Origin of the sequence: Jujubicoccus corallicola (assembly GCF_047345645.1) — a bacterium.
Lineage (GTDB): Bacteria > Pseudomonadota > Alphaproteobacteria > Rhodobacterales > Rhodobacteraceae > JBLEFH01.
Map to the genome: position 1 here is coordinate 160347 of NZ_JBLEFH010000003.1, position 25524 is coordinate 185870.

24 protein-coding genes and 2 tRNA genes are annotated in these 25524 nt (G+C 61.2%); 6 read left to right on the forward strand and 20 right to left on the reverse strand.

Going from position 1 to position 25524, the window contains the following annotated elements; genetic code table 11:
- The 8 genes from prmC to ACMA5I_RS05995 all read right to left on the reverse strand — a co-directional run bounded on the left by prmC (position 1) and on the right by ACMA5I_RS05995 (position 6989).
- Positions 1-807 carry a peptide chain release factor N(5)-glutamine methyltransferase gene (gene prmC / locus ACMA5I_RS05960; protein WP_525885659.1) on the reverse strand — a complete coding sequence of 269 codons (807 nt, stop codon included), beginning with the start codon at positions 805-807 and terminating at the stop codon, positions 1-3.
- A gap of 1 nt (position 808) precedes the next feature.
- Entirely contained in the window at positions 809-1864 is a 1056-nt protein-coding gene (prfA, locus tag ACMA5I_RS05965) for a peptide chain release factor 1 (RefSeq protein ID WP_525885324.1), read from the reverse strand.
- A 37-nt stretch (positions 1865-1901) separates the two neighbouring features.
- A complete protein-coding gene (locus ACMA5I_RS05970; RefSeq protein WP_525885325.1) occupies positions 1902-2348 on the reverse strand; it encodes a DUF1499 domain-containing protein in 447 nt (148 codons plus the stop codon).
- Positions 2345-3466 carry a flavodoxin-dependent (E)-4-hydroxy-3-methylbut-2-enyl-diphosphate synthase gene (gene ispG, locus ACMA5I_RS05975; protein WP_525885326.1) on the reverse strand — a complete coding sequence of 374 codons (1122 nt, stop codon included), beginning with the start codon at positions 3464-3466 and terminating at the stop codon, positions 2345-2347. Before ispG ends, ACMA5I_RS05970 begins: the two co-directional genes overlap by 4 nt.
- Before the next feature lie 103 nt (positions 3467-3569).
- Positions 3570-4658: a helix-turn-helix domain-containing protein gene (locus ACMA5I_RS05980; RefSeq protein WP_525885327.1), complete on the reverse strand. Its 1089-nt coding sequence runs from the start codon at positions 4656-4658 to the stop codon at positions 3570-3572.
- Positions 4659-4818: 160 nt separating this feature from the next.
- Complete coding sequence (gene hemA, locus ACMA5I_RS05985) at positions 4819-6042, reverse strand: 5-aminolevulinate synthase (RefSeq protein WP_525885328.1); 1224 nt, start codon at positions 6040-6042, stop codon at positions 4819-4821.
- A gap of 113 nt (positions 6043-6155) precedes the next feature.
- On the reverse strand, positions 6156-6659 hold the full coding sequence (locus ACMA5I_RS05990) for a MarR family winged helix-turn-helix transcriptional regulator (RefSeq protein WP_525885329.1): 504 nt from the start codon (positions 6657-6659) through the stop codon (positions 6156-6158).
- Positions 6660-6719: 60 nt separating this feature from the next.
- Entirely contained in the window at positions 6720-6989 is a 270-nt protein-coding gene (locus ACMA5I_RS05995; protein ID WP_525885330.1) for an FAD assembly factor SdhE, read from the reverse strand.
- 61 nt (positions 6990-7050) lie between these two features.
- Between ACMA5I_RS05995 and ACMA5I_RS06000 the strand changes: the two genes are divergently transcribed.
- The gene (locus tag ACMA5I_RS06000; protein ID WP_525885331.1) at positions 7051-8256 is read left to right on the forward strand and encodes a pyridoxal phosphate-dependent aminotransferase; all 1206 of its coding nucleotides are present in this window, start codon (positions 7051-7053) and stop codon (positions 8254-8256) included.
- 303 nt (positions 8257-8559) lie between these two features.
- On the forward strand, positions 8560-10422 hold the full coding sequence (locus tag ACMA5I_RS06005) for a calcium-binding protein (protein ID WP_525885332.1): 1863 nt from the start codon (positions 8560-8562) through the stop codon (positions 10420-10422).
- Between the two features lie 41 nt (positions 10423-10463).
- Here ACMA5I_RS06005 and ACMA5I_RS06010 read toward each other — a convergent pair.
- Positions 10464-10539 (reverse strand) — tRNA-Thr (locus tag ACMA5I_RS06010).
- 188 nt (positions 10540-10727) lie between these two features.
- Here ACMA5I_RS06010 and ACMA5I_RS06015 point away from each other — a divergent pair.
- Positions 10728-12041, forward strand: a complete 1314-nt coding sequence (locus ACMA5I_RS06015; RefSeq protein ID WP_525885333.1) for an HlyC/CorC family transporter — start codon at positions 10728-10730, stop codon at positions 12039-12041.
- A gap of 6 nt (positions 12042-12047) precedes the next feature.
- Here ACMA5I_RS06015 and ACMA5I_RS06020 read toward each other — a convergent pair whose 3' ends face one another.
- On the reverse strand, positions 12048-13586 hold the full coding sequence (locus ACMA5I_RS06020) for a helicase HerA-like domain-containing protein (protein ID WP_525885334.1): 1539 nt from the start codon (positions 13584-13586) through the stop codon (positions 12048-12050).
- A 254-nt stretch (positions 13587-13840) separates the two neighbouring features.
- Here ACMA5I_RS06020 and ACMA5I_RS06025 point away from each other — a divergent pair, with 254 nt between their 5' ends.
- On the forward strand, positions 13841-14797 hold the full coding sequence (locus tag ACMA5I_RS06025; protein WP_525885335.1) for an invasion associated locus B family protein: 957 nt from the start codon (positions 13841-13843) through the stop codon (positions 14795-14797).
- Between the two features lie 67 nt (positions 14798-14864).
- Here the strand turns inward: ACMA5I_RS06025 and ACMA5I_RS06030 are convergent, their stop codons facing one another.
- From ACMA5I_RS06030 to ACMA5I_RS06045, 4 genes are read right to left on the reverse strand one after another with little or no spacing between them, the layout of a single operon-like run.
- Positions 14865-16073: a beta-ketoacyl-[acyl-carrier-protein] synthase family protein gene (locus ACMA5I_RS06030; RefSeq protein WP_525885336.1), complete on the reverse strand. Its 1209-nt coding sequence runs from the start codon at positions 16071-16073 to the stop codon at positions 14865-14867.
- A complete protein-coding gene (locus ACMA5I_RS06035; RefSeq protein WP_525885337.1) occupies positions 16073-16339 on the reverse strand; it encodes an acyl carrier protein in 267 nt (88 codons plus the stop codon). Before ACMA5I_RS06035 ends, ACMA5I_RS06030 begins: the two co-directional genes overlap by 1 nt.
- Before the next feature lie 26 nt (positions 16340-16365).
- Complete coding sequence (lpxD, locus tag ACMA5I_RS06040) at positions 16366-17451, reverse strand: UDP-3-O-(3-hydroxymyristoyl)glucosamine N-acyltransferase (protein WP_525885338.1); 1086 nt, start codon at positions 17449-17451, stop codon at positions 16366-16368.
- A gap of 20 nt (positions 17452-17471) precedes the next feature.
- Entirely contained in the window at positions 17472-19121 is a 1650-nt protein-coding gene (locus ACMA5I_RS06045) for a L,D-transpeptidase family protein (RefSeq protein WP_525885339.1), read from the reverse strand.
- A gap of 310 nt (positions 19122-19431) precedes the next feature.
- On the opposite strand from ACMA5I_RS06045, the gene mepK reads away from it, so the two are divergent.
- Positions 19432-19989, forward strand: coding sequence for a peptidoglycan L,D-endopeptidase MepK (mepK, locus tag ACMA5I_RS06050; protein ID WP_525885340.1), 558 nt, complete (start codon positions 19432-19434; stop codon positions 19987-19989).
- Between the two features lie 36 nt (positions 19990-20025).
- On the opposite strand, the gene ACMA5I_RS06055 is transcribed toward mepK, so the two are convergent.
- From ACMA5I_RS06055 to ACMA5I_RS06080, 6 genes are all read right to left on the reverse strand, one after another.
- The gene (locus ACMA5I_RS06055; RefSeq protein WP_525885341.1) at positions 20026-21279 is read right to left on the reverse strand and encodes a glutamate-5-semialdehyde dehydrogenase; all 1254 of its coding nucleotides are present in this window, start codon (positions 21277-21279) and stop codon (positions 20026-20028) included.
- Between the two features lie 9 nt (positions 21280-21288).
- Complete coding sequence (proB, locus tag ACMA5I_RS06060) at positions 21289-22398, reverse strand: glutamate 5-kinase (protein WP_525885342.1); 1110 nt, start codon at positions 22396-22398, stop codon at positions 21289-21291.
- Positions 22386-23429 carry a GTPase ObgE gene (gene obgE, locus ACMA5I_RS06065; RefSeq protein WP_525885343.1) on the reverse strand — a complete coding sequence of 348 codons (1044 nt, stop codon included), beginning with the start codon at positions 23427-23429 and terminating at the stop codon, positions 22386-22388. Before obgE ends, proB begins: the two co-directional genes overlap by 13 nt.
- A 25-nt stretch (positions 23430-23454) precedes the next feature.
- Entirely contained in the window at positions 23455-23967 is a 513-nt protein-coding gene (locus tag ACMA5I_RS06070) for a GNAT family N-acetyltransferase (protein ID WP_525885344.1), read from the reverse strand.
- Positions 23968-24054: 87 nt separating this feature from the next.
- Positions 24055-24324 (reverse strand): 50S ribosomal protein L27, encoded by a 270-nt coding sequence (rpmA, locus tag ACMA5I_RS06075; RefSeq protein WP_525885345.1) that lies wholly within the window; start codon positions 24322-24324, stop codon positions 24055-24057.
- A gap of 12 nt (positions 24325-24336) precedes the next feature.
- On the reverse strand, positions 24337-25098 hold the full coding sequence (locus tag ACMA5I_RS06080) for a 50S ribosomal protein L21 (protein ID WP_525885346.1): 762 nt from the start codon (positions 25096-25098) through the stop codon (positions 24337-24339).
- Positions 25099-25413: 315 nt separating this feature from the next.
- On the opposite strand from ACMA5I_RS06080, the gene ACMA5I_RS06085 reads away from it, so the two are divergent.
- Positions 25414-25503, forward strand: a tRNA-Ser gene (locus ACMA5I_RS06085).
- Positions 25504-25524 lie beyond the last annotated feature (21 nt).

Below are 25524 nucleotides of genomic sequence, written 5' to 3' on the forward strand. Positions count from 1 at the left end.
TCAAGGCTGCGTGACTTTCAAAACACGGTCCCGTCCGTCGAGATCCGGAAGGATTTCAACGGCAAAACCTGCCCGGCGAAAAATGGCGCTGGCGCTCTCGCCCTGTTCCAAACCGATCTCGAAAAACGCGCGGCCGCCCGGTTCAAGATGCGCCGCGAGCCCGGCCGCAAGGGTCCGATAACTCGCGAGCCCATCCCCGCCCGTCGTGAGCGCGAGATGCGGATCGAAGCGCCGGACCTCCGGTGCGAGCGTCTCCATTTCGGTTTCCGTGATATAGGGCGGATTGGAGACGATGAGATCGAAGCGGCCCGTGACCGGCGCAAACCAGTCGCCTTGCAGTAAGGTCACACGATCCGTTAGCGCAAGATTTTCGGCGTTCCGGAGGGCCATGGCGAGGGCGTTTTCGGAAAGATCCGTGGCCACCCCAGCGGCGTCCGGCCGCTCCGCCAGTAAGCTTAATATAATCGCGCCGCTGCCCGTTCCAAGGTCCAGCGCGCGAGAAAATGGCGCCTCCAGCGCGGCGAGAACCAGCGTCTCCGTCTCAGGGCGTGGGTCGAGAACATCGGGGCCGGTCAGGAATTCATGCTTGAAAAAGAGACGCTTGCCGAGGATCTTTGACACCGGCTCCCGCGCGGCGCGGCGGGTGAGCGCCGCCTGATAGCGCGCCGCGTCCTCCGCACTCACCGGATCGCTGTCGAAAAGACTACGCCCGCAAATCCCTTGCAAAAGCCGCCGTGCATCCTGCGCACCGCCGTCTATCTCCGCAAGCGCCTCGCGCCCCATCCGCAACGCGTCGCGAACCGTCAGATCAACCATCCTGCGCCGCCAACCGCGCGGCTTGATCGGCGGCCCGAAGCGCCTCGGTCAGCTCGCCCAAATCCCCCGCCATAACCTGATCGAGCTTATAGAGCGTCAGGTTAATGCGATGATCCGTGACGCGCCCTTGCGGGAAATTATAGGTGCGAATGCGCTCGGACCGGTCACCGCTTCCGACATGCGCCTTGCGCGCCGCGGCCCGCTCGTCATCGGCCTCCTGCCGCTGCATATCGAAGAGCCGGGTGCGCAGAACCTGCATCGCCTGCGCCCGGTTCTGGTGCTGCGATTTTTCCGAACTTGTCACGACAATCCCGGTCGGAATATGCGTGATCCGCACCGCCGAATCCGTCGTGTTCACATGCTGACCGCCCGCACCGGAGGCCCGCATCGTATCGATTCGGATGTCCTCATTGCGAATCTCGACGTCGATATCCTCCGCCTCGGGCAGCACCGCCACCGTCGCCGCCGAGGTATGAATCCGCCCGCCACTTTCGGTCTGCGGCACGCGCTGGACGCGATGCACCCCGCTTTCGAATTTCAACCGCGCAAAGACGTTTTCACCCTTCACCGCCGCGATGACTTCCTTATAGCCGCCGATCTCGCCCGCATTTTCTTCCATAATCTCAACGCGCCAGCCCATCTCATCGGCATGGCGCTGATACATGCGCAGGAGATCACCAGCGAAAAGCCCCGCCTCATCACCGCCCGTGCCGGCGCGAATTTCGAGGATCGCCGAGCGGTCATCGGCGTCGTCTTTTGGCAACAGCGCGAGGGTCAGGCTCCGCTCCGCCTCCGGCAAACGGGCGCGCAGATCGGGCAACTCCTCCGCCGCCAGCGCCTTCATCTCCGGATCGTCCAGCATTTCCTCGGCATCCGCGATGGCCGAGACCAGCCCGCGCCACGCCTCAATTTCCTCAACAATGGGCCGCAATTGTGCATATTCGCGGCCAAGCTGCGACAGCTCGTCGGGTGTCGCGCCGCTAGCCATTTTCGCCTCAATATAGGCGAAACGCTCGGAAATCTGGGATATGCGCGCCTCGGGGATCATCGGGATGATCTGCCCTCTTGGGCCGCGCCGGTCAAGCTCATTGCGCCAGCAGGTCGAGCCAGCGGGTCAGCCGCGCCTTGTTCACGCCCATATCGCTATGCCCAAAGCGCGAGCGTGAATAGGCGGTGACAACGGTCTCCGGGCCGTCTTGCGTAAACTGCAGGGAGATATAATCGGGATAGCCCATCAGCTTCGAGCGCGCGATATAGGTCGCATGTCCGGTTGAAGGATCGCCCGCAAGCCGCTGAACCGCCTCATTTTCCATGATCTGCGAGTCAAAATTCTGCGCCAGCGCATTGGCATCGCCCGTGATGCGCAGCGGCTCACGGTCCCCGCCCTCGGCGACGAGATAGTCATTCGGCTTGCCCGTCCGCTTCGCCTTCTCCGGCTCGACATGCCAGGCCTCAGGATCCGACGGCGCGAGCCGCACCCAAGCCGCAAAGCCGATCACGACCAGCGCAACGAGGATCAGAAGCAGCTTCATTCCGCCGCCTCCTGCGCCGCTTCGATCTCGGCGGCTTTTTTCTCAACCTCTTCAACGATGTGGTCGATCATCTTGTCATTATCGATCCGGTGGTCCTGCTTGCCCGCAAGATAAACCATGCCGTGACCCGCGCCGCCGCCGGTGAAGCCCACATCGGTCATCAGCGCCTCGCCCGGCCCGTTCACCACGCAGCCAATGATCGAGAGACTCATCGGCGTCTTGATATGCTCCAGACGGTCCTCCAGAATTTCCACAGTCTTGATCACGTCGAACCCCTGCCGCGCGCAGGACGGGCAGGAAATGATGTTGACGCCGCGATGGCGCAGGCCGAGGGATTTCAGGATTTCGAACCCGATTTTTACCTCTTCCACGGGGTCGGCGGAGAGCGAGACCCGCAGCGTGTCCCCGATCCCCATCCACAGCAAATTGCCAAGCCCGATGGCCGATTTCACCGTGCCGGAGGTCAGCCCGCCCGCCTCGGTAATGCCCAGATGAATCGGCGCGTCCGTCGCTTCGGCCAGCCCCTGATAGGCCGCCGCCGAGAGGAACACATCGGAGGCTTTCACGCTGATTTTGAACTCGTGGAAGTCGTTGTCCTCAAGAATACGGATATGGTCGAGCCCACTTTCGATCATCGCTTCGGGGCAAGGTTCACCATATTTTTCAAGCAGATGCTTTTCGAGGCTCCCCGCATTGACGCCGATCCGCATGGAGCAACCATGATCCCGCGCCGCCTTGATCACCTCGCGCACGCGGTCGGGTTTGCCGATATTGCCAGGGTTGATCCGAAGGCAGGCCGCGCCCGCCTCCGCCGCCTCGATCCCGCGTTTGTAATGGAAATGAATATCCGCCACGATCGGCACCGGGCTCTCGCGGCAAATCTCCTTCATCGCCTTCGCCGAATCCTCATCCGGCACGGAAACGCGCACCATATCTGCGCCCGCCTCGGCGCAGCGCTGGATTTGCTCAATCGTCGCCTTCGCATCGGTCGTCAGCGTGTTCGTCATCGTCTGCACGCTGATCGGCGCGCCGCCCCCGACCGGGACCGAGCCGACATGGATCTGACGACTCTCGCGGCGCTGGATTTCCCGCCATGGGCGAATGTTATGGAGCGACATCGCTATCTCCGTCGGTCTGCGGCGTTGGAACTTCGAAAGCTATATAGGATGGACGGGGCGTGGTGTCACCCATCACCGCATGGAAGCGATTAACGTTAATCGGTCAATCTTGCGCGACTTTGGTTCCGGCATCGCCGGAGGGAAGACCCGGTCCTTCGGGTTGCGGCAGATCCTCCAGCACCCCTTCGGCGGCCTCGAAACGCTCCACCACATCATCGGGAAGGAGCGAAATTTGCTTGGCAACACCGGTGCCGCGCCCCGCAGGGCCGTAAGCCACTTCTTCGATCACAAGGTAAACGGAGCCGGAATTGCCCGCGCGGAGCAGCGGGTTTTCGACATCGAGCGGTACGGAATAGCGCTCGCCGACTTCGAGAATTTTCTCAAGCAGAACAGATCCATCCGGCAGATAGACACGTACCCAGGCCGGGCGAATTGCCACGATCTGCACATTCGGCGGCGTGATATCTTCGGTGACAATTGGCGTCGGGTTGACGGTCGCAACAGCAGGCGTCACCTCAACCGGCGTTTCCGTCTGCGCCACCGTGCGGAAATAGCCGCTTTCCTGCGGGTCCAGCGAAGCAATGCGGCCATCACGCGGCGCGAGCTGCGGAACCTTCAATTCCTGCGGCTTATAAAGGCGCTCCAGCGAGGACAGCTTCAACTCGTCTTCCGCCTCGGGCGAGGTCACATCCGGCGCGGAAAGCTCTGCCGTCACCTCGGGCGTCTGCTCGGACGGCGCGAAATTCACCCGCTGAATATTCTGCAAGAACAGCCAGCCACTGTAGAGAAGCCCGCAAATCAGGGCGAGCAGCACTGCCGTCGACGCCACGGAAGAAAACGAAATGCTCTCATACCATCGCGATTTGCGGACATAATCGTAACTCGCATCGGCGGAGCGGCGAAAATCGGACGGTTTGGTGTAGCTTTCGAGCTTAAAGCCGGACTCGCGCCGGAATTTGTCGAGCATCGCCTCGGGGTCGAGCCCCAGATACCGCGCGTAGCTCCGCACATAGCCGGAAACAAAGGATTTATTGTCGATAATGGAGGGATCGCAGTCTTCGATAGCAGCCAGATAGCGCGCTTTGATCCGCAATTCGCGCTCAACATCGAGCAGCGACTTGCCGAGCGTCGCGCGTTCTCCTCGCAAGAGGTCGCCTAGAAGGATCTCATCGTAAGACAACGTTGTGTCCATTCTGCCTGATGCCGGACTTCTGCCCGACTTGCTCCACCTGTTTTCGCACGCAACCGAATCGACTGCGCATCGATTTTTTTCATTTCATAATAATATCATGAATCAAATATGAACGGGCTGAATTTGCCGTGAAATATTTGAAACGTTGCGGCGGAGTCGCTTATCCGGCCATCTCGACACGTGCCAAAGCGCAGTGCGACCAGAGCTGATCCATGCCCTTGATGAGCGCGTCAAACTCCTTCGGACCATGGACCGGAGAGGGGGTGAAGCGCAAGCGCTCAGTCCCTTTCGGCACGGTCGGATAGTTAATGGGCTGCACGTAAATGCCGTGATCATGCAGCAGCGTGTCGGAGATAAATTTACACTTCACCGGGTTGCCCACGAGAACGGGCACAATGTGGCTCGGGCTGTCGATCAGCGGCAGGCCGAGCATCCGGAAGCGCGTTTTCAGCAGTTCCGCCCGCTCCTGATGCAGCGCGCGCAGCTCTGGCGCGGTTTTCAAGTAACGAATCGAGGCGGTAGCCCCCGCAGCGACCGCAGGCGGCAGCGAGGTGGTAAAGATGAAGCCCGGCGCATAGCTGCGGATCGCGTCCACCATTTTCGCGCTCGCCGCGATATAGCCGCCATGGACGCCAAATGCTTTGCCGAGCGTACCGTTAATAATGTCGATCCGGTCGAGCAGCCCCTGCTCTTCCGCGACACCGCCACCGCGCGGGCCATACATCCCCACGGCGTGCACTTCGTCGAGATAGGTGAGCGCGCCGAACTCGTCGGCCAGATCGCAGACCTCTTTGATCGGGCCGAAATCCCCATCCATCGAATAGACGGATTCGAAGGCGATCACGATCGGACGCCCCGGCTCAATCGCTTCAAGAATTTCGCGCAAATGCCCGAGATCGCTGTGTTTCCACAGATGTTTCTCCATGCGGCCGCGCCGGATTCCCTCAATCATCGAGGCGTGATTCAGGCTGTCGGAGATCATCACCAGATCCGGGAAAAGCCGCGCGAGGGTCGAGAGCGTCGCGTCATTGGCGTTGTAGGCCGACGTGAAAAGCAGCGCCGCTTCCTTCTGGTGCAGATCCGCAATCTCGTCCTCAAGCGCGCGGTGATAGACCGTCGTGCCGGAGATGTTGCGTGTGCCACCAGAACCAGCGCCCACATGGTCAATCGCCTCATGCATGGCTTTCAGCACATCGGGATGCTGGCCCATGCCGAGATAATCATTGCCGCACCAGACGGTTATGTCCTGCTCGCTGCCATCGGGACGACGCAAAATCGCATGGGGGAACTGACCGCCCTTGCGATAAATGTCGTGGAAAACCCGGTAACGCCCCTCATCGTGAAGGGCGTCAATGGCGCGATCGAGTGCGTCTGAATAATTCACTGGTCTCACTGGCTCTTACGGCTGGTATCCGATAGCCAATATGGCCTATCTGAGCCGAGGGGTAAAGGCCAGCGGGGAAATTGACGCGCGCTGCGTCAAACTTTCCGAAACCCTTAGTAAATATAGCGAATTTCGTCAGCCCAGAACCGCTCCAGCTTGCGCAGGGCGATGTTGAGGCTCTCCAGCGCGCCATCGCCGAGCAGCTCCGGCGAGGTCAGCGTTCCGGCATGGCGGTCGAAGAGTTTGCGCACGACCTCATGCACCGCTTGGCCGCGATCTGTCAGGCTCACGCGCACGGAGCGTTTGTCCGCGGCGCAGCGTTGATGATGCATATAGCCCAGATCCACCAGCTTCTTGAGGTTATAGGAGACGTTGGAGCCCTGATAATAGCCGCGGCTCTTGAGCTCGCCCGCCGTCACCTCATTCTCACCAATATTGAAAATCAGCAGCGCTTGTACGGCGTTGATGTCGATCAGACCCAGCCGTTCAAACTCATCCTTGATTACGTCGAGCAAGAGCCGGTGCAGACGTTCAACCAGCCCGAGCGTGTCGAGATAGGCGACGAGATCCGAGCGGGTCTCAGATGTTTCGACTTTGTTCGTTGCTTCAATATCCATGACCTACTCCGAATCTACTCTGATTGACGGGGAATTTTGCGCAAATTCGCCAAAAAGACGTTAACTCGACTCGCTTTTTATTCCGTGGTGGTTCCTGATGTGTTCCAGCGCGCCCATGTGAACCGGAGGCGCGGCGCGCTGCCCTGTCACCCAAAGGAAGAGGTCCTGATCGGACTCATCCATGAGCGTTTCGAGCGCATCAAGCTGGCTCTCGTCCAGATCGCTGAGCGCGTCCTGCGCATAGCGTCCGAGCAAGATATCCATTTCCTTCATGCCGCGATGTGAGGCACGCATGAAGATCCGTTTGCGCCGATCGTTCCAATCTCTCATAAAATCAACATATCATCCTTCAAACGCCCGTCTACCGCTTTACGCTTCCGAAAGGCCCCCCATGCAGACTCTTGCCGACCGGCTGAACGCCATAAAACCCTCGCCTACTATCGCTATGACGACCTTGGCGGGCGAAATGCAGCGCGCGGGCCGCGACATTATATCGCTGTCGGCGGGGGAGCCGGATTTCGATACACCCGAACATATTCGCCGCGCTGCGTTCGATGCGATCGAAAACGGGCAGACGCGCTACACCCCGCCGGGCGGCACGCCGGAGTTGAAAGACGCCATCAGTCGGCACTTCGCGGAGCAGACCGGACATGAGGCGAGCGCGCGGGAAATCATCGTCTCTGCGGGCGGAAAGCATGTTCTTTTCAACGCTCTGATGGCCAGTGTGAACCCTGGCGACGAAGTCGTTATTCCCGCACCCTACTGGGTCTCCTACCCCGATATGACCCGTCTGTGCGGCGGCGCCCCGGTCATCATCGAGACCAAACCGGAAGAGGGGTATCTGCTCACGCCCGAGGCATTGGAGCGCGCGATCACGCCCAAAACCAGATGGCTTCTGCTCAATTCACCGGGCAATCCATCAGGCGCGGCCTACACCGCGGCCCAACTCGACGCGCTGGCCGAGGTGCTGCGCCGCCACCCGCAGGTGATGATCCTCTGCGACGATATTTACCGCGAAATCACCTTTGACGGCTTCACCTTCGCCACCATGATCACCGCCGCGCCGGATCTGAAAGACCGGATTCTCACCATGGACGGTGTGTCAAAAGCCTATGCGATGACCGGCTGGCGAATCGGTTACGGCATCGGTCCTGAATGGCTGATTCAGGGCATGCATGTCATCCAGTCGCAATCCACCTCCTGCGCCTCCTCGGTCAGCCAGGCCGCCGCTTTGGCCGCGCTGGAAGGCCCGCAAGACTTTCTGGAGGCATGGAGGGGCAGCTTCCGCGAGCGCCGCGACTTTGTCGTCGGCCGCCTCAACGCCTGCAAAGGCGTCACTTGCCCCTTTCCCCAAGGCGCGTTTTACGCCTTCCCCTCGATTCGTGACTGCATCGGGACGATGAGCGCAGGAGGCCGCGAGATTCGCAGCGATGAGGATTTCTGTATGGCGCTTCTCGAAGAGGAAGGTGTCGCAACGGTGTTTGGATCCGCCTTCGGCCTCTCCCCCAACTTCCGTTTTTCCTACGCAACTTCAATGGATAAGCTCGAAGAGGCCTGCAAGCGCATTGAGAGATTTTGTGAAAAATTGCGCCGTTAACAGCTTTCTTCCGTTTACGTTAACTGATCGTTAACCATTTGGACGGAAAACAGGGCTCACGAGGGCCTTACCCACCAACCCACGCCCTCGAACGCTTCTCTCACCAAGAAGCTCATGTAAGGTTGCCCGTCGGGAGCTCACCCGCTCACCCACCCCGACGGGCAATCTTTTTTTTCATCCCAAATCCATTTGGTCCGCCTTCGCGCTGACGCGGCGTTATGCGATTTTCTGACGCAGGGTTCGCGGCGAATGGCCCACCGACCATGGCAAGCTTTCCACACAATAAAATAAGGAGGAAACACCATGGGTCTTTTCGGTTATCGCGATCTCGACAAGGAGACGCTGGATGATCTCATCAAAACATCGCACGATCTCGCCGTCTATTCATCCACCAGCGGCGCGCTCGGCATTTCGGGAACCAACGGCATTCTCGACACGGTTCTCGGCGCGCTGCCGGACGGGTTGGTCATGCCGGATAGCAATTCGGTCAGCCTCTCGGATGGTTGGCGCGAACTGACACCGGATGAGCTTGGCCTGCCCGACAGTGTCCTGAACAGCGGTGGCAATTACGCCATCGAAGGACCGGTCTCCGGCAATCTGCCCGGCGGCGCGGAAGCCAAGATTCTTGGCCAATTTGACGAAGCGGGAAATCTCACAAAAGTCTCGCTGAGTTTCGCGGGCACCAACGGCCTCGCCGATATTCTCGATTTTCTGCAATTGGTTGAGGGCACGATCTGGCCAAATTTCGAGATCTACGCCTCGGCCCTCGCCAACTATGCCACCGCGAACGGGCTGACCGGCGCGGACGCGATCATCACCGGCTACTCGCTCGGCGGCGGCTACACCAACATCATGCATGAGAATAAACACGCGCTGGCGGGTGGGTTTTTCGCGGACTCATACTATGTCGGCCACGCCGCGCCCGTGATCCACGACGATCCGGGCATCGTGAATATCGGCTATGAAAATGACGTGGTGCATCGCCTCGCGGGCGACAAAGACACCTTCGCCGAAGCGCTCGAAGCGGGCGGCCTCACCCTCACCCCGCCCGACTACGATCTCGGCAGTTCCACCGACAATTTCATCCTGTTTGACGGCGCTTACGCCAGTCCGCTCTGGCCGATCCCCGTCTTTTCGCTCGCCAATCCGGTGAGCTGGTATGCGCATGTGGACGGGCTCTTAACGGACGCTATCGCCCGCACGCTCGACTCCGCGTTTTATGACTATACAGAGCAGGATTCGGTTGTTGTCGTCGCCAATCTCGGCGCGGATCTGCGCGGAACGACCTGGGTTGAGGACAAGAAGGTTTCAACCGGCGATCACTTCGGCGATCCGGCCTTCCTCATCGGCTCGGCCTATGGCGACAAACTGCGCGCTGGCACGGGCGACGACTATATCGACGCCGCCGCCGGGAATGACCTGATCCATGTCGCGGAAGGCGCGAACCGGGTCGATGGCGCGGAAGGCACCGACACGCTGCGCCTCGCGGGCGATGCCTCGGATTACGAAGTTTACCACATGGCAGACGGCACGCTCTTTTTTGCCTCAGACGACATGCTGACCGAAGCGGAGAACATCGAAGCGGTTGAATTTGAAGGCTTCACCTTATTTGGCGCGAATCTGGTCAATACACCCTATTCCATCAAATCGAACCGGCTGGAGGATGAAAGCTGGTCGATGTTCGAATGGGGCGACGAAGATGTCGCCTACAGCGCAGCCACTGAAGGCAGCGCGGGCGCGGACGATCTCATGGGCCGCACCCTCTTCGGACGCGAAGGCGATGACACCCTCACCGCGACCAGATCGGGCCTCCTCCATGGCGGCGAAGGCGACGATGTGCTGACCGGCTCCTCAGGCGCAGATCGCCTCTACGGGGCGGAAGGCGATGACGTGCTGATCGGCGGCGCAGGCGACACGCTCACCGGCGGCGTCGGCAGCGACGTGTTTGTTCTGGACGGTTCAAAATCCGGAACCGCCGTCATCCGCGACTTCAACATCCACGAACAAGGCACCGATCTGATTGCGCTTTCCTCCGTGGGCGACTTCACCGATCTCAGCATCACGCAACGCGGCTCCACCGCCTGCGTCTCCACCGGCACCCTCGAAATCCGCCTGCTCGACTGCGACGCCACAGGTCTCAGCGCCGACGATTTCCTCTTCATCTAAGAAAAAACGGCGCGGCCCCACCAAGGCCGCGCCGCTTTAACTGGTGCCCCCACACGGACTCGAACCGCGGACCCACTGATTACAAATCAGTTGCTCTACCAGCTGAGCTATAGGGGCATGGGCGGCTTCATAGCGGAGCGCCTGCCGCTTTTGCAAGCGCTTTTGCGACGCCGAGCTTCATCTTGCGACGAGACCCTTCATAAAACCTTAAAGAAAACGCCCCACGATGCTGTGATATGGGCAGATTTTCTTGAAGCACCCCCATGCTTGCCTTACATCCGGTTGCGTTTAAAGGAGAATGGATAATGGACGCCGGGCAGGTATTTGACTGGGCACTGATCATCACAACCGGAGCGATTGTCTTGCTCCTCGTTTGCTCTGCATTTTTCTCGGGATCGGAGACCGCGCTCACCGCATCGAGCCGCGGCAAGCTGCACACGCTCGCCGACAAAGGCAATCGCGGGGCGAAAATCGCGCTCGATCTGACCGAGGATAATGAGCGGCTGATCGGCGGCATCCTTCTGGGCAACAACCTCGTCAATATTCTCGCGACCTCGCTGACAACCGCGCTCTTCACCCGGCTGTTCGGGGACAGCGGCGTGGCCATCGCGACGCTGGTGATGACAGCCCTAGTCCTCATCTTCGCCGAGGTGATGCCGAAAACCTACGCGATCACCAATTCGGAGAAAGCGGCGCAGTTTGTTGCCCGCCCAATCAGTATCATCGTGCGGGTGCTCTCCCCCATCGTGTCCCTCGTCAGCTTCATCGTGCGCCGGGTTCTGCGCACCTTTGGCGTGGAGACCGACCCCGAGGTCAATCTTTATGCCGCGCAGGAAGAAATCGCGGGCGCGATTGCGCTGCACCACTCCGAAGGGGCCGTGGAAAAGGATGACCGTGACCGTCTGCTCGGGGCGCTTGATCTCAAGGACCGGACCGTCGATGAGATCATGCTCCACCGCTCGAATATCGAGATGATCGACGCGGATGCCGACACCGAGGAGCAGATCACGCAGGCGCTGTCTTCGCCGCACACGCGCATCCCCGTCTATCGCGAGGAGCAGGAAAATATCGTCGGCGTGCTTCATGCCAAGGACATGCTACGTAAACTTGATGAATTGCGGCGCGGCGCCGAAGGTCTGGAAGCGATCAAGAATTTCCGCATCACCGATGTGGCGATGAAGCCCTATTTCATACCGGAAACCACGACGCTTGATGACCAGATGCGTGAGTTTCTGCGCCGCCGCACGCACTTCGCGCTGGTGGTCGATGAATATGGCTCGCTGCGCGGGCTAATCACTCTTGAGGATATTATCGAGGAAATCGTCGGCGAGATCGCGGATGAGCATGACACGGACGAGCATGACGGGATTGAGCAGCGTCCGGACGGCTCCGTCATCGTCGAAGGCGCGGTGACGATCCGCGACCTCAACCGCGCCTGCGACTGGTCGCTGCCCGATGAGGAAGCCAACACCATCGCGGGCCTCGTGATCCATGAGGCGCAGAGCATTCCAACCGCCGGGCAGGTCTTCTCCTTCCACGGCTTCCGCTTCGAGGTGCTGTCGCGCGAGCAAAACCGCATCACCAAGCTGCGGCTGCGTCCGCTGATCGGGCGGCAATAAGGGGCGTCAGCGCCCCTTGAACAGGCTCCCCATCACGCCGCGCACAATCGCCGTGCCGGTTTTCGTGCCCAAAGAGCGCATCATGCTTTTTGCAAAAGCTTCGGTCGCCGTGTCGCTCCTGCGGCTCCGCGATTTCGGCTTTTCGGCGGCGGGCATGTCCCAGTCGATCTGATAGCGCCGCGCGCGCTTGAACTCTTCGGCCTTCTCCTCCGCCGCTTCCGCCTCCGCCGCCTCTTTGGCGGCCTCATCGGCACGAGCCGTCAGAATTTCATAGGCAGATTCGCGGTCCAGCGGCTCCTCATAAGCCCCGAACATCGGCGAATTGGCGATGAACGCTTTCCGCTCCTCTGCCGTGATCGGCCCGAGCTGCGAGGATGGGGGGCGGATCAATGTCCGCTGCACCACCGAGGGCACGCCTTTATTCGCCAGCGTCGAGACCAGCGCCTCGCCGACCCCAAGCTGGCCGATCACCTCGGCGCTGTCGAAATCCGGGTTCTCGCGAAAACTCTCGGCCGCGGCTTTCAGCGCTTTCTGCTCGCGCGGCGTGTAGGCGCGGAGCGCGTGCTGCACCCGGTTGCCAAGCTGCGCCAGAATATCCTCCGGCACATCGTCCGGGTTCTGCGAGATGAAATACACGCCCACACCCTTGGAACGAATAAGCCGTGCCACCTGCTCCACCTTGTCGATCAACGCTTTCGGCGCGTCGTCGAAGATCAGATGCGCCTCGTCGAAAAAGAGGACGAATTTCGGCTTTTCCGGGTCGCCCACTTCGGGCAGGCTCTCGAACAGTTCCGACATGAGCCAGAGCAGCACCGTCGCATAAAGACGCGGGCTCTCCATCAGGCTCTCGGCGTGGAGAATGTTGATCCGCCCGCGCCCGTTCGGTGTGGTTTGCATGAGATCGGAGAGTTTCAGCGACGGCTCCCCGAAAAACGCCCCCGCCCCTTGGTTCTCGATCACCAGCAACCGCCGCTGGATCGCGCCCACGGAGGCCGCCGAGATATTGCCATATTTCAGCGTCAGCTCCCCCGCATTCTCGCCAATCCAGATCAGCATCTGGCGCAGATCCTTCAGATCCAGCAACGCCAGCCCCTGCTCATCGGAGAGACGAAACGCGATGTTGATGATCCCCTCCTGCACCTCGGTGAGATCGAGCAGCCGCGAGATCAGCAGCGGGCCGAGATCCGAGATCGTCGCACGCACCGGATGGCCCGCTTCGCCAAACACATCCCAGAAGGTGACCGGGAAATCCTCATAACCGAAATCGCTGAACCCGATTTGGTTGGCGCGTTTCATAAACGGCTCATGCAGCTTCGAGTCCGGCGAGCCTGCCTTGGCCAGCCCCGACAGATCGCCCTTGATATCCGGCGCGAAGACCGGCACGCCCGCCGCCGAAAACCCTTCCGCAAGGATCTGAAGCGTCACGGTTTTCCCGGTCCCTGTGGCGCCAGCGATCATGCCATGCCGGTTCGCCAGCTTGAGCGCGAGGCTCTGCGCCTCCGCATAATCCTTGCCGCCGCCACCTACAAAAATCGAACTCGTCATCACATCGCTCCGCGCTTACTGGTCCTAAAGTCGTCGCAGACAATACAACATTAACCAGTTGCCGCCATAATAGAGTTATCCGGGTCATGGGTCTTTCCCGGATGTCCTCCCTGAACTCGGTCGCGCTTTCATGCGCGGCCTTTTTTCTTTGTCTCGCTCATTCGTCATGACGGATTGCTTGACACTCTGCCATCCCGGTGACACGTCTAATCGACGAGCGGACATAACCCGCAGAAAAAGAGACAGGAAGACAGATGAAACTGACCCAAGCCGTCACCGTTGCTTCACTTCTGGCTGGCACCGCGATCTACGGGATCGCCGTGGCGCAGGATGACTCGAACCAGTTCAATGACGCTGCGAATGCCGCAGCCGAGGATATGTCGAATGCAGCCGACGAGGCGCAGAACGCTGTCGAAGACGCCGCGAATGAAGCGGCCGAGAACGCTGAAGAGATGGTCAATGACGCCGAGCAGACTGCGCAAGAGGCTGTAGAGGAAGCCGCTGGCGAGGGTGAAGCGGCTGAAACTGATGCAGACGCTGAGGCAGATGTCAGCGCCGAAACCGATGCCGATGCGGCTGAAAGCACCGATGCGGAAGGCGACGATTCCGCCGCCGAAAGCGGTGATGAGGCCGAAGCTGGCGCAGAAGCGGACGCTGCCGCAGATGACAGCGCCGCTGAGGCAACCGACGAGGCAGACACCTCCACCGAGGGTGACAGCGCCGAGAGCGATGCTGACACCGGTGAGACTGCCGAAGGCGAAGCCGCCGAAAGCGCGCCGCAAGTGACCCGCGAGACCTTTGATGATTGGGAAGTCCAGTGCATCGAAGGCACCCAGACCTGCGTCATGAATCAGGTTCTGGAAGATGAAAATGGCAACCCGGTGGTTGAGGTTTCGATCCGCCCGCTTCAGGAAGACGGCGAAGCCGATGCGGGCCTCGTGATCATGACCCCGCTCGGCACGCTGCTGACCGAGGGCCTGAGCCTGCAAATCGACTCGAGCCAGACGCAGCGCTACCCCTATTCCTACTGCAACCGCGATGGCTGCATCGCGCAGATCGGCCTTCCGGGCAACGCTGTGACCGCGTTCAAGCGCGGCAATGTCGCCAATGTCGGCCTGCGCGCGGTGGCCGCACCGCAGCAAGCGATCGACCTCGACATGTCGCTGGCTGGCTTCACCGCCGCTTATGACAGCATGACCTCGAGCGAGTAACCCGCTCACAAGGCAACAAAAAGCCCCGCTTAGGCGGGGCTTTTTTCATGCGCGCTTGATAAGACGCTTACGCCTTTTTCAGCGCCAGAACCGCATTGAGCCCGCCAAAGGCGAAGGCGTTGCTCATCACCGCAGAGACCTTCGCCTCCTGCGCCTCATTCGGTACGATATTGAGATCGCAGGCCGGATCAAATTCCTCGTAGGAAATCGTCGGCGCGATCACCCCGTCCCGCAGCGCCATGATGCAGGAGAGCAGTTCCACCGCGCCCGTGCCGCCAATCAGATGGCCATGCATGGACTTGGTCGACGACATCCGCAGATCATCCGCCGCCGCGCCGTAAACCTCACGCACCGCCTGACATTCGAGCCGGTCATTCGCCGCCGTCCCCGTGCCATGCGCATTGATATAGCCGATATCTTCGGGGTTTAGCCCGGAATCTTTAAGTGCGCCCTGCATCGCGCGCACGGGCCCTTGCAGGGACGGCATCACGATATCCGAAGCGTCCGAGGTCATCGCGAACCCGACGACTTCGGCCAAGATCTCCGCGCCGCGCGCTTTGGCCCGCTCGTAATCCTCGAAGACGAACACCGCCGCGCCCTCGCCCTGCACCATGCCGTTGCGGGTCTTGGAGAAGGGGCGGCAGCCGTCGCGGCTCATCACACGCAGACCTTCCCACGCTTTGATCCCGCCGAAACACAGCATCGATTCCGACCCGCCGGTCAGCATCACATCGGCCATGCCGGAGCGGATCATGTTGAACGCATGGCCCATGGCGTGGTTCGACGAGGCGCAGGCCGTCGCGACCGTGAAGCCCGGCCCCATCAGCTTGTGCCGCATCGACACGTGGCTGGCGGCGGCATTGTTCATCAAACGCGGCACGACGAAGGGGTGAACCCGGTTCTTCCCCTCCTCATAAACCGCGCGGTAATTGTCGTCCTGCGTCTGAAGCCCGCCGCCGGATGTGCCAAGCACCACGCCGGCGCGCAGCGAGTCTTCCTCGCTCAATTCCAGCCCCGCCGACTCCACCGCTTCATCCGCCGCGAGCAGCGCGAATTGTGTGAACCGGTCGTAAAGCGTCAGTTCCTGCCGGGAAAACAGCGCGGTTTCGTCGAAATCCTTGATCTGCCCACCGATCTGGATCGAGAGCCGGTCCACATCGCGAAACTCCAGCGGCCCGATCCCGAGCCGCCCTTCGCGCATCCCCTCCAGCGTCTTGGCCGCAGAGGTGCCAAGCGCGCTCAGCGCGCCCATTCCGGTAATGGCAACCCTGCGCATCAGGCGTTTTTCTTGGCGACGATGCCTTCGACCGCGCCCACCATCGAGGCTACATTGGTGATGTCAAATTCGGAGTCCGCCGGGTCATTGGCGTTGAAGGGCACCGAGATGTCAAAGGCCTCCTCGATCGCGAACACGGCCTCGACCAGCCCCATACTGTCGATCCCCAGATCCTCAAGCGTTGCGCTCATTTCGACCTCGGACGGATCCATCACCGCCTGCTCGGCAATAATTTCGACGACCTTGTCTTTGACACTCACGCTCATGGACTTCTCCTACTTTCACGGAATGTTTAGCGGGCCGGCCCGTCTTTGGAAACCGGTTTTTCGCTGCGGCGCAGTTGCGTCATCAGACGTGGCAAACGGCGCAGCGCCTTATAAATCTCAATATTCTGCTGCATCTCGACCGCCGGGTTGCCCATCATGACCTTGCCGCCCGCGACATGCGAATTGACACCAGAGCCGCCCGCGATCACCACATCATTGCCGACGCGCAGATGATCGGCCACGGCGGTCGCCCCGCCAATCACCACCCGATCGCCAATTTCGGTGCTGCCCGCAACGCCCGACTGGCCCGCCATAAGGCAATCGCGGCCCATTTTGACGTTGTGACCAATCTGGACCTGATTGTCGATTTTGGTGCCGGACCCGATCCGCGTCTCCGCAATGGTGCCGCGATCAATCGTGGTGTTACAGCCAACCTCCACGTCATCCCCAATCACCACCGTCCCGAGCGAATTGATCCGGCGGTGATGGCTGTCCCGGCCAAGGCTGAGTTGCCCGGTCGCTTTCGCTTCCTCCACCGCGCCCGGCTCGGCAGTCACAAAGGCAAAGCCGTCACCGCCAATCACCGCGCCCGCGCCTGCGATGAACCGCGCGCCGATGGTGACATGCGCGCCGATGGTCACATGCGGATGCAGCAGCGCGCCGTCCCCAAGCACCGCGCCCGCACCAATCGCGCCATGGGACGCAATCCGGCTGCCCGCGCCGATCTGCGCGCCCGGCCCGACGACGGTGAAGGGGCCAATGTCACAATTCTCGCCAATGGTTGCGGTCTCATCAATCACCGCGCTCGGATGGATGCCCTTGGGGATCGCCAGCGGCGCAGCGAAAATCTCGCCCACCCCGGCCAGCGCAAGCCGCGCGCGCGGCGCGAAAATCGCCGCATCGAGGCCAAGCGCCTGCCAATCCGCCTCGGGCCAGAGCAGCGCCGCGCGCGCGCTGCCTTCCGAAAGCTGCGCGGCAAAGCGCTTGTCCATCGCCAGCGCCAACTCATCCGCAGCAGCGCCCGACGGCTCCGCCGGACGCGACACAAGGACGTCGCCATCCCCGGCAAATTCCGCCCCGAGGGCTTTGGCAATCTCGGCGACCGTCGGCATGTGACCTCCTCAAAGCCCCATCAGCTTTGGGGCGCTCCTGCATTGACCAAGGCACGGTAAACCTGCGCGTCGCGCCCGTAAATGTCATTCAGGTAGCGAATGGAGCCATCGGCCTGCGGCCATGCGGTCAGATAAGTGATATGCACCGGCACCGGCTCTTGCAAATTCACATATTTCTCATTGCCCGTGTCGAGCCAGCTCTTGAACTGCCCCTGCGGGTTGGACGATTGCCGCGCCAGCAGCGTATAGGCAAAATCGAACGGATCGCCGAGCCGCACACAACCATGGCTGAACGCGCGGACGGATTCGTTAAAGAGCCCTTTCGACGGGGTGTCATGCAGATAGATGTTCCATTTGTTTGGGAACATGAATTTCACGCGGCCAAGCGCATTGCCTGGATCGGGGTCCTGCTTGATCATATAGGGGAAATTGCTCGCGTTATATTGCGAGAAATCAACACCGTAAGGGTCCACCTCATTCCCGGCGCTGTTCACCAGCCGCATATTGCGCGACTTCAGCGCCCCGCGATCAGATTGCAAGATCGGCAGATATTCCTTGCCCGCGATGGAGCGCGGCACATGCCAGGTCGGGTTCACGACCATATGGGTCATCTGGTCCGAGAATTCCGGCGTCTGGAATTCCTGGCTCTTGCCGATCACCGAACGGGTCGAGAAGACCGGACGGCCATTATCGACGACCTGCACCGTGAAATCGGGCAGGTTCACCATAATATGGCGCGCGCCCCGGTCGAAATTCAGCCAGCGTTGACGCTCCAGATTGACGAGGATCTTGCGCATCTGCGCACTGTCATTGCCCGCCGCGCCGCCATTGAGCGCGCGCAAGGTCGCGGGTCCGGGGATGCCATCCGCGCCGAGGCCCTTGCTGGTTTGGAACTGTTTGAGCACCGCGACCAGCCCCGCATCGAAGCTTTCCCCCTGCCCGCCCGCAAACCCGAGCGCGGTCAGCTTGTCCCGCAGCACCTGCACCGCCGGGCCGCTCATGCCGGGACGCAGACCCGCAGGCACCACAGGCCCCGGCGTTTCCGCCGCACCGCCGCCCAGACGGGCGCGCTCTTTCAGAAGTCGCTGATATTCCGGCGTTTGCGGCGCGAGACGGTCGAAGAAATCCGCACGCGGCGCTTTAGCGTAAGCCTCCAAAATCTTCGCCGCTGGCTTGAAGGGCCGCGTCACATTGATCTCGCTCGACGCCGAGCGCGGCTCGATCACACCCGCGCTGATCGCATTGCCGAACTCCAGAAAGGTCTTGGTAATTTCCAGATCCACCGCCGCGCGGCTCTGGCTGTCCTCAGCACCCTGCGCCTGCTGCGCCAGCACCTTCATCTTGCTGCTAAAGGACGGAATGCCATGTTTCGGCGCCACACCCATCGCATCGACCGCCGTTTGCAGCGCCGCGAGATCGCTCCCGAAGAAGCCCGATTTGAACCAGAACGGCTCATATTTCCGGCTGCGATAAAAACTGTCGATCCCCGAACCGGTCAAATTCTGCGTCAGAATTTGCTGATAGAGATCATAGCCCTGCTGTGTGACCTGCATCGGTTGCGGCTGTGGCGCAGCGGCAACAGGCGTGTCACTCTGCTGCGCGAAGCCCGGCGAAACCGTCGCGGCGGCACTGCTCAAAGCGGCGGCGATCAGCGTTGTGCGGAATGACATTTTCACGTCCTTTCTCGGCATCTGACGAAGCGAAATCCTTACCGTTATCTGAACAATATGTCGCGTTTCGTAAAGATGATGTGGACAAAATCGAGTGAATCGCAGCGATTTGTTGCATTCCAGCACGGGACTCACACAGATTCTGGTCTCCGGTTCATTTTTCGGCAATTTCCCCGTGCCAAGGTCAAGTCCAGAAAAGCGCGGCAAAACTGCAACTTGGCGATTGAAGAACCCTGTGGCATCATTCACTCACAAAAATATGTTCAATGCCGCGTCAAGACGGCTCGAAACACAAAACTGAGGCAGCAGTATGACCAATCAGACCATGACCCGCCGGGGGGTTTTGGGCGCAATGGCGGCATTTACCGTCGCAGCGCCCGTTTACGCGAACGCGCCCGGCCTTTTGCGCGGTGCCGGGCAATTCCGCCAGCTTCGCATGACCAATGCGCGCACCGGCGAGGCGCTCAACACGCATTATTGGGTGGAGGGGCAATATATCGAGCCCGCGCTCAATGAAATTCACTATTTTTTCCGCGACTGGCGGCAAAATCTCATCGCCCGGCATGACCGTCGCAGCTTCGACATCATCTCGATCACCCACCAGCTTCTGAACACGCAGGAACCGATGAACCTCGTCTCCGGTTTCCGCTCGGTGCAGACCAACAACATGCTCGACAGCCGGATCGACGGTGTCGCGCAGAACTCCTACCACACGCGCGGCATGGCGGCGGATCTCACCATGCGCTCGCGCTCGGTGCGGCACATGGTCAGCGCGGCGAGCAGCCTTCAGGCGGGCGGCGTCGGCACCTATACGCGGTCGAACTTCATCCATATCGACAGCGGCCCCAAGCGTTACTGGGGAAGTTAAAAAAGGCACCCCACCGGGTGCCTTTTCGCTTTCGGATCAGGGCCGCGTCGTGCCCTGCCCGGTCACGACATATTTGAAACTGGTCAACTCGCGCGCGCCGACCGGACCGCGCGCATGCATCTTGCCGGTCGCGATCCCGATCTCCGCACCCATGCCGAACTCGCCCCCATCGGCAAATTGCGTCGAGGCGTTTTGCACCACAATCGCGGAATCCACCTCGGCGGCGAATTGCGCCAGCACCGCCGCGTCTTCGGCGATGATCCCCTCGGTGTGACCCGAGCCATGCGCCGCGATATGCGCCATCGCGTCCTCCACCCCGTCAACCACTTTGGCGGCGATGATATTATCGAGAAATTCCTTCCCGAAATCCTCCTCGCCCGCAGGTATCACGCCGTCCAGCGCCTGAAACGCCTCATCGCCGCGGATCTCCGTGCCCTTCGCGCGAAGCGCCTCGACCAGCCGCGCGCCAAGGGTCGAGAAGGCGCGCCGGTCCATCAGCAGACATTCCGTCGCCCCGCAGACCCCCGTGCGGCGGGTCTTTGAATTGACCAGAACCGCCTCGGCCTTCTCCGGGTCGGCGCTTTCATGGATGAAAAGGTGGTTAATCCCGTCGAGATGCGAGAACACCGGCACCCGCGCCTCGGACTGCACCCGCTCGACCAGCCCGCGCCCGCCGCGCGGCACGATCACGTCAATCCCACCAACGGCTTGCAGCATCTGACCCACGGCGGCGCGGTCGCGCGTCGGGACGATCTGGATCGCCGCTTCGGGCAGCGACGCGGCACGCAGGCCAGTAACCATACATTCATGAATCGCGCGGGAGGAATTGAGACTGTCCGACCCGCCGCGCAAAATCACCGCATTGCCGGATTTGAGGCACAGCGCCGCCGCATCGGCGGTCACATTCGGGCGGCTCTCATAGATCACGCCGATCACCCCAATCGGCGTGCGGCGTTTCTCGATCTCCAGCCCGTTCGGCCGTGTCCAACGCTCGATCACCTCGCCCACCGGATCGGCTTGCTCGGCTACGGCGCGCAGCCCATCAACGATGCCGCGAATGCGGTCCTCATCAAGCATCAGCCGGTCGAGCATCGCATCGCTGAGCCCCTTCTCGCGACCGTATTCCATGTCGTTTTCATTGGCGGCGATGATCGTCGCCCGCTCGGCCCAAACCGCATCGGCGGCGGCGATCAGCGCGGCATGTTTGCGCTCGGCGCTCGCCTGCGCCAGCGCGCGACTGGCGCTGCGGGCCTCGGAAACCAGGTCGGAAATCGTGGTTTGAACGTCCATAAAGCCCCCTCAGAGCACAAGATTGTCGCGGTGGATCAGCGCACCGCGCGCTGGCCCGCCCAAAATGACTGCAATATCAGCGCTTTGCCGCCCCGCAATCGCGCGGGCCTGCGCCGCATCATAGGAGGTCAGCCCATGCCCCAGCACCCGCCCGGCATGGATCACCTCAACGCAATCGCCGCGCGAAAACTGCCCAGCCACATCGCTGACCCCCGCCGCGAGCAGCGAGCGCCCCGCTTCCAGCGCCCGCGCCGCGCCCTCATCAATCGTGATCTTGCCATGGGGTTTCATCCCCGCGATCCAGTTCTTACGCGCCGATTTCGGCGTCTCATGCCCAACAAACCAGCTCGCCCGCGCGCCGTCCCGCAAGGCGGAAATCGGGCGCATCACCTCGCCCTTCATGATCGCCATCGCGGCCCCGGCCTGCATCGCGATCCGCGCGGCCATGAGCTTGGTTTTCATCCCGCCCTTCGCGCCCGGCCCGGCCTCACCAGCCAGCGCGTCGATCTCCGGCGTGATCTCGGTGATCGTCGGGATATGCTTGGCGCTCGGATCGTGACGCGGATCGGCCGTGTAGAGCCCGTCCACATCCGAGAGCAAAAACAGGCAATCCGCGCTTGCCGTCAGCGCAATCTGCGCCGCGAGCCGGTCATTGTCGCCGAACCGGATCTCGTCCGTCGCCACCGTGTCATTTTCGTTCACAATCGGCACGATGCCATGATCGAGCAGCGCCGCGAGGGTCGAGCGGGAGTTCAGATAGCGCGAGCGGATGCGGCTGTCTTCCAGCGTCACAAGGATCTGCGCGGCCTTGAGGGCATGGGTCGCGAGCCGGTCCGTATAGGCTTGGGCGAGATGGATCTGCCCGACCGCCGCCGCCGCTTGCGCCGCTTCGAGTTGCAAATCCCCGGCGGGCAGGCCCATTTCGCGCCGACCCAAAGCGATGGAGCCGGAGGAGACCAAAATCACCTGTTTGCCCTCGGCCCGGAGCATCGCCACATCCTCGACAAGCCCGGCGAGCCAGTCCCGGCGCAGCCCGTCCGGGCCGACCAGAAGCGCGGAGCCGATCTTGATGACGACTCGGCTGGCGCGCGACAAACGGTCCTGGCTCAGGGTCTCCAAGGGGTTTTCTCCGCCTCTTCGCGCTCCTCGCGGGCCGCTTTCACATCCCGAAGGATCACTTCGCGAAGCGCACGCAGCACCTCGGTCACCCCCTCACCGGTCGCGCCGGAGAGCATGTAAGGCTTGGCGCCGCACGCTGCCTCAAGCGCTTCCGCCGCCGCGGCGCGTTCGTCCTCATCCAAGGCATCAACCTTGTTGACCGCATAAATGCGCGGCTTTTCGGCCAGACCGCCGCCATATTCGCGAAGCTCCGTGTCCACGACCTCAAAATCCGCCGCGATATCCTCGGCGGTGCCATCGACCAGATGAAGCAGCACCGAACAGCGCTCGACATGGCCAAGGAACCGATCGCCGATCCCCTTGCCCTCATGCGCGCCTTCGATCAGGCCCGGAATATCGGCCATCACGAATTCCGCACCATCGACGCCGATGACGCCGAGATTGGGGTGGATCGTGGTAAAGGGATAGTCTGCGATCTTGGGCCGCGCGTTCGACGTTGCCGCCAGAAAGGTCGATTTGCCCGCATTCGGCAGACCAACCAGCCCCGCATCGGCAATGAGTTTCAGCCGCAGCCAGATCTCGCGCTCCACCCCCGGCAACCCCGGATTGGCGCGGCGCGGCGCCTGATTGGTCGAGCTTTTGAAATGCAGATTGCCAAACCCGCCATTACCGCCCTCGGCGAGCAACACGCGCTGGCCGACCTCATCGAGATCGGCGATCACCGTCTCCTGATCCTCGGCCAGAATTTCGGTCCCGACCGGCACACGCAGCACAATGTCGTCGCCGCCCGCGCCGGTCATCTGACGGCCCGCGCCGCCCTTGCCGTTCTTGGCGAAGAAATGCTGCTGATAGCGGAAGTCGATCAGCGTGTTCAGCCCCTCGACCGCTTCGGCCCAGACATCCCCGCCCTTGCCGCCATTGCCGCCATCCGGCCCGCCATATTCGATATATTTCTCGCGCCGGAAACTGACCGCCCCATTGCCGCCAGAGCCGGAGCGAATGGTGACCCGTGCCAGATCGAGAAATTTCATGGTAACCTCCTCTGGCCGCGTCGGCTCAGGCGTTCAAATCCAGCGCATAGCGCCAGCGGGGGACCATGGCGCCGCGCGCCACGGAAAAGGCTTCATCATCGCCGGTATAGGCAAAACCGGCTTTACTCAACACCTTGGCAGATGCGGGATTGTCTTGAAAGACCGAGGCGACCAGCCGTTTGATCCCGGCCTTGCGCGCATGATCGACCACGCGCTGCACCGCTTCGCTGGCAATCCCGGTGCCCCAGAAAATCGGCGCGATGAAATAGCCGATCTCGGCAGTCTCATCGCCTTTGCCCGCCAGCGTGATCAGCCCGAGAAACTCATCGAGTTCCGAGATCGTGCCATCAATCACCCAATCGACCGCAGCCGCCTTGCGGGTCAAAAACGCCTCTGCCGCGCCCTTGGGATAGGGATGCGGGATCGAGGTCGTGTTCCATGCCACCTGCTTGTCGCTCGCATAATGCGCCAGCAGCCCGCTATCGGACATGCGCGGCGCACGGAGCGTCAGGCGATCGGTTGTCAATTCAGGGGTCATAGCCCCTCCTCCCTTCAGACCATGGGTCCAAAAACAAAAAGGACCGGCGCGCGGCCGGTCCCTTTGATTTCTCTTCGGTGTCCGCGCTTATTCTGCAGCGTCGGCGATTGGGGTCACGGAAATGAACGTGCGCCCCTTGAGACCCTTGTGGAAAGTCACATTGCCTTCGACTTTAGCAAAGATGGTGTGATCCTTGCCCTGGCCAACGCCCACACCCGGCCACCATTTGTTGCCGCGCTGACGCGCAATGATGTTGCCCGGAATGACAGCTTCGCCACCGAATTTCTTGATGCCGAGGCGGCGACCTGCGGAGTCGCGGCCGTTACGGGATGAACCGCCTGCTTTTTTATGAGCCATATCAGCCTCTCCTTACTTCGCTTCAGCGGCGAGATCTTTCGCCTGCTTGATCCAGTCGTCGCGCTCGATGCGGCCCGAGAACGACAGTTGATCATCCATATATTCAATCTCGGCTTTCTTCCAAGCGGCAATCTGCCAGAAATGGAACACGCCGTTTTCGTTCAGCAGCTCTTCAAGCTTCGGGCCGACGCCGGAGATCTTTTTCAGATCGTCCTTGTCGCCTTCCGGCTTGCTCAGCAGGTTGCCGGGCTTGGTGCCCGCCGCTGCCGGAGCGTCATCCGCCTTGGCGTCGTCTTTCTTCGCGGCCTTTTTCGGCGCTGCTTTCTTCGGCTCGGCCTTTTTCTCAGCCTTCGGCGCCGCTTTTTTCTCAGCCTTTTTCGCCGGTTTCTTGCCGGTCACTTCCTCAGCAACCGCTTCACCGAGACCGCCGATTGCGGCTTTCACACCCGACTTGTCCCCGCCCGAGGCGAGAATGTCGGTGATGCGCACGACCGAAAGGTGCTGGCGGTGTCCACGGCGACGCTTCGAGCTGTGCTTGCGGCGACGCTTGACGAAGGAGATCACCTTCTCGCCGCGAATGTGGTCGATGATTTCCGCCTGAACAGCAGCGCCATCGATCAGCGGCGCGCCCACGGTCACCTTGTCACCGCCGAGCATCAGAATGTCGTTGAACTGCACGGTTTCACCCGCGTCAGCATTGATCCGCTCAACCTTGAGCACGTCGTCTTTGGCAACTTTATATTGTTTGCCGCCTGTCTTTACGACTGCGAACATCGTCTTATCCTTTTCAACTTCCGCGTCTCTGCGGCCCTGATCCAATGATCAGCGTTTGGTGCCGGTGGACAGCGCGCCTTGCGGCGAGATTTCAGGTGATCCGTTCCGCATCACCCAACGAAAATACCCCGCAATGCGGGGATGAAGCCCGCTTATGTGAGAATCGCACCGGATTGTCAAGCGAGCCTGCACATTTTCGCCCCTTTTCCGGGGCCGCAGATTTTCCCTGAATAATGGCGAAATTTCCTCTTGCACAAGACCGCGCCGCCCCATAGGTTCCGCGCACCGTTGACCACGGCTCGAACGAGCCTCTGCGGAGAGGTGACAGAGTGGTCGATTGTGGCGGTCTCGAAAACCGTTGTCCGTGCAAGCGGACCGTGGGTTCGAATCCCACCCTCTCCGCCACTTCGGAACATCTCTAGAATT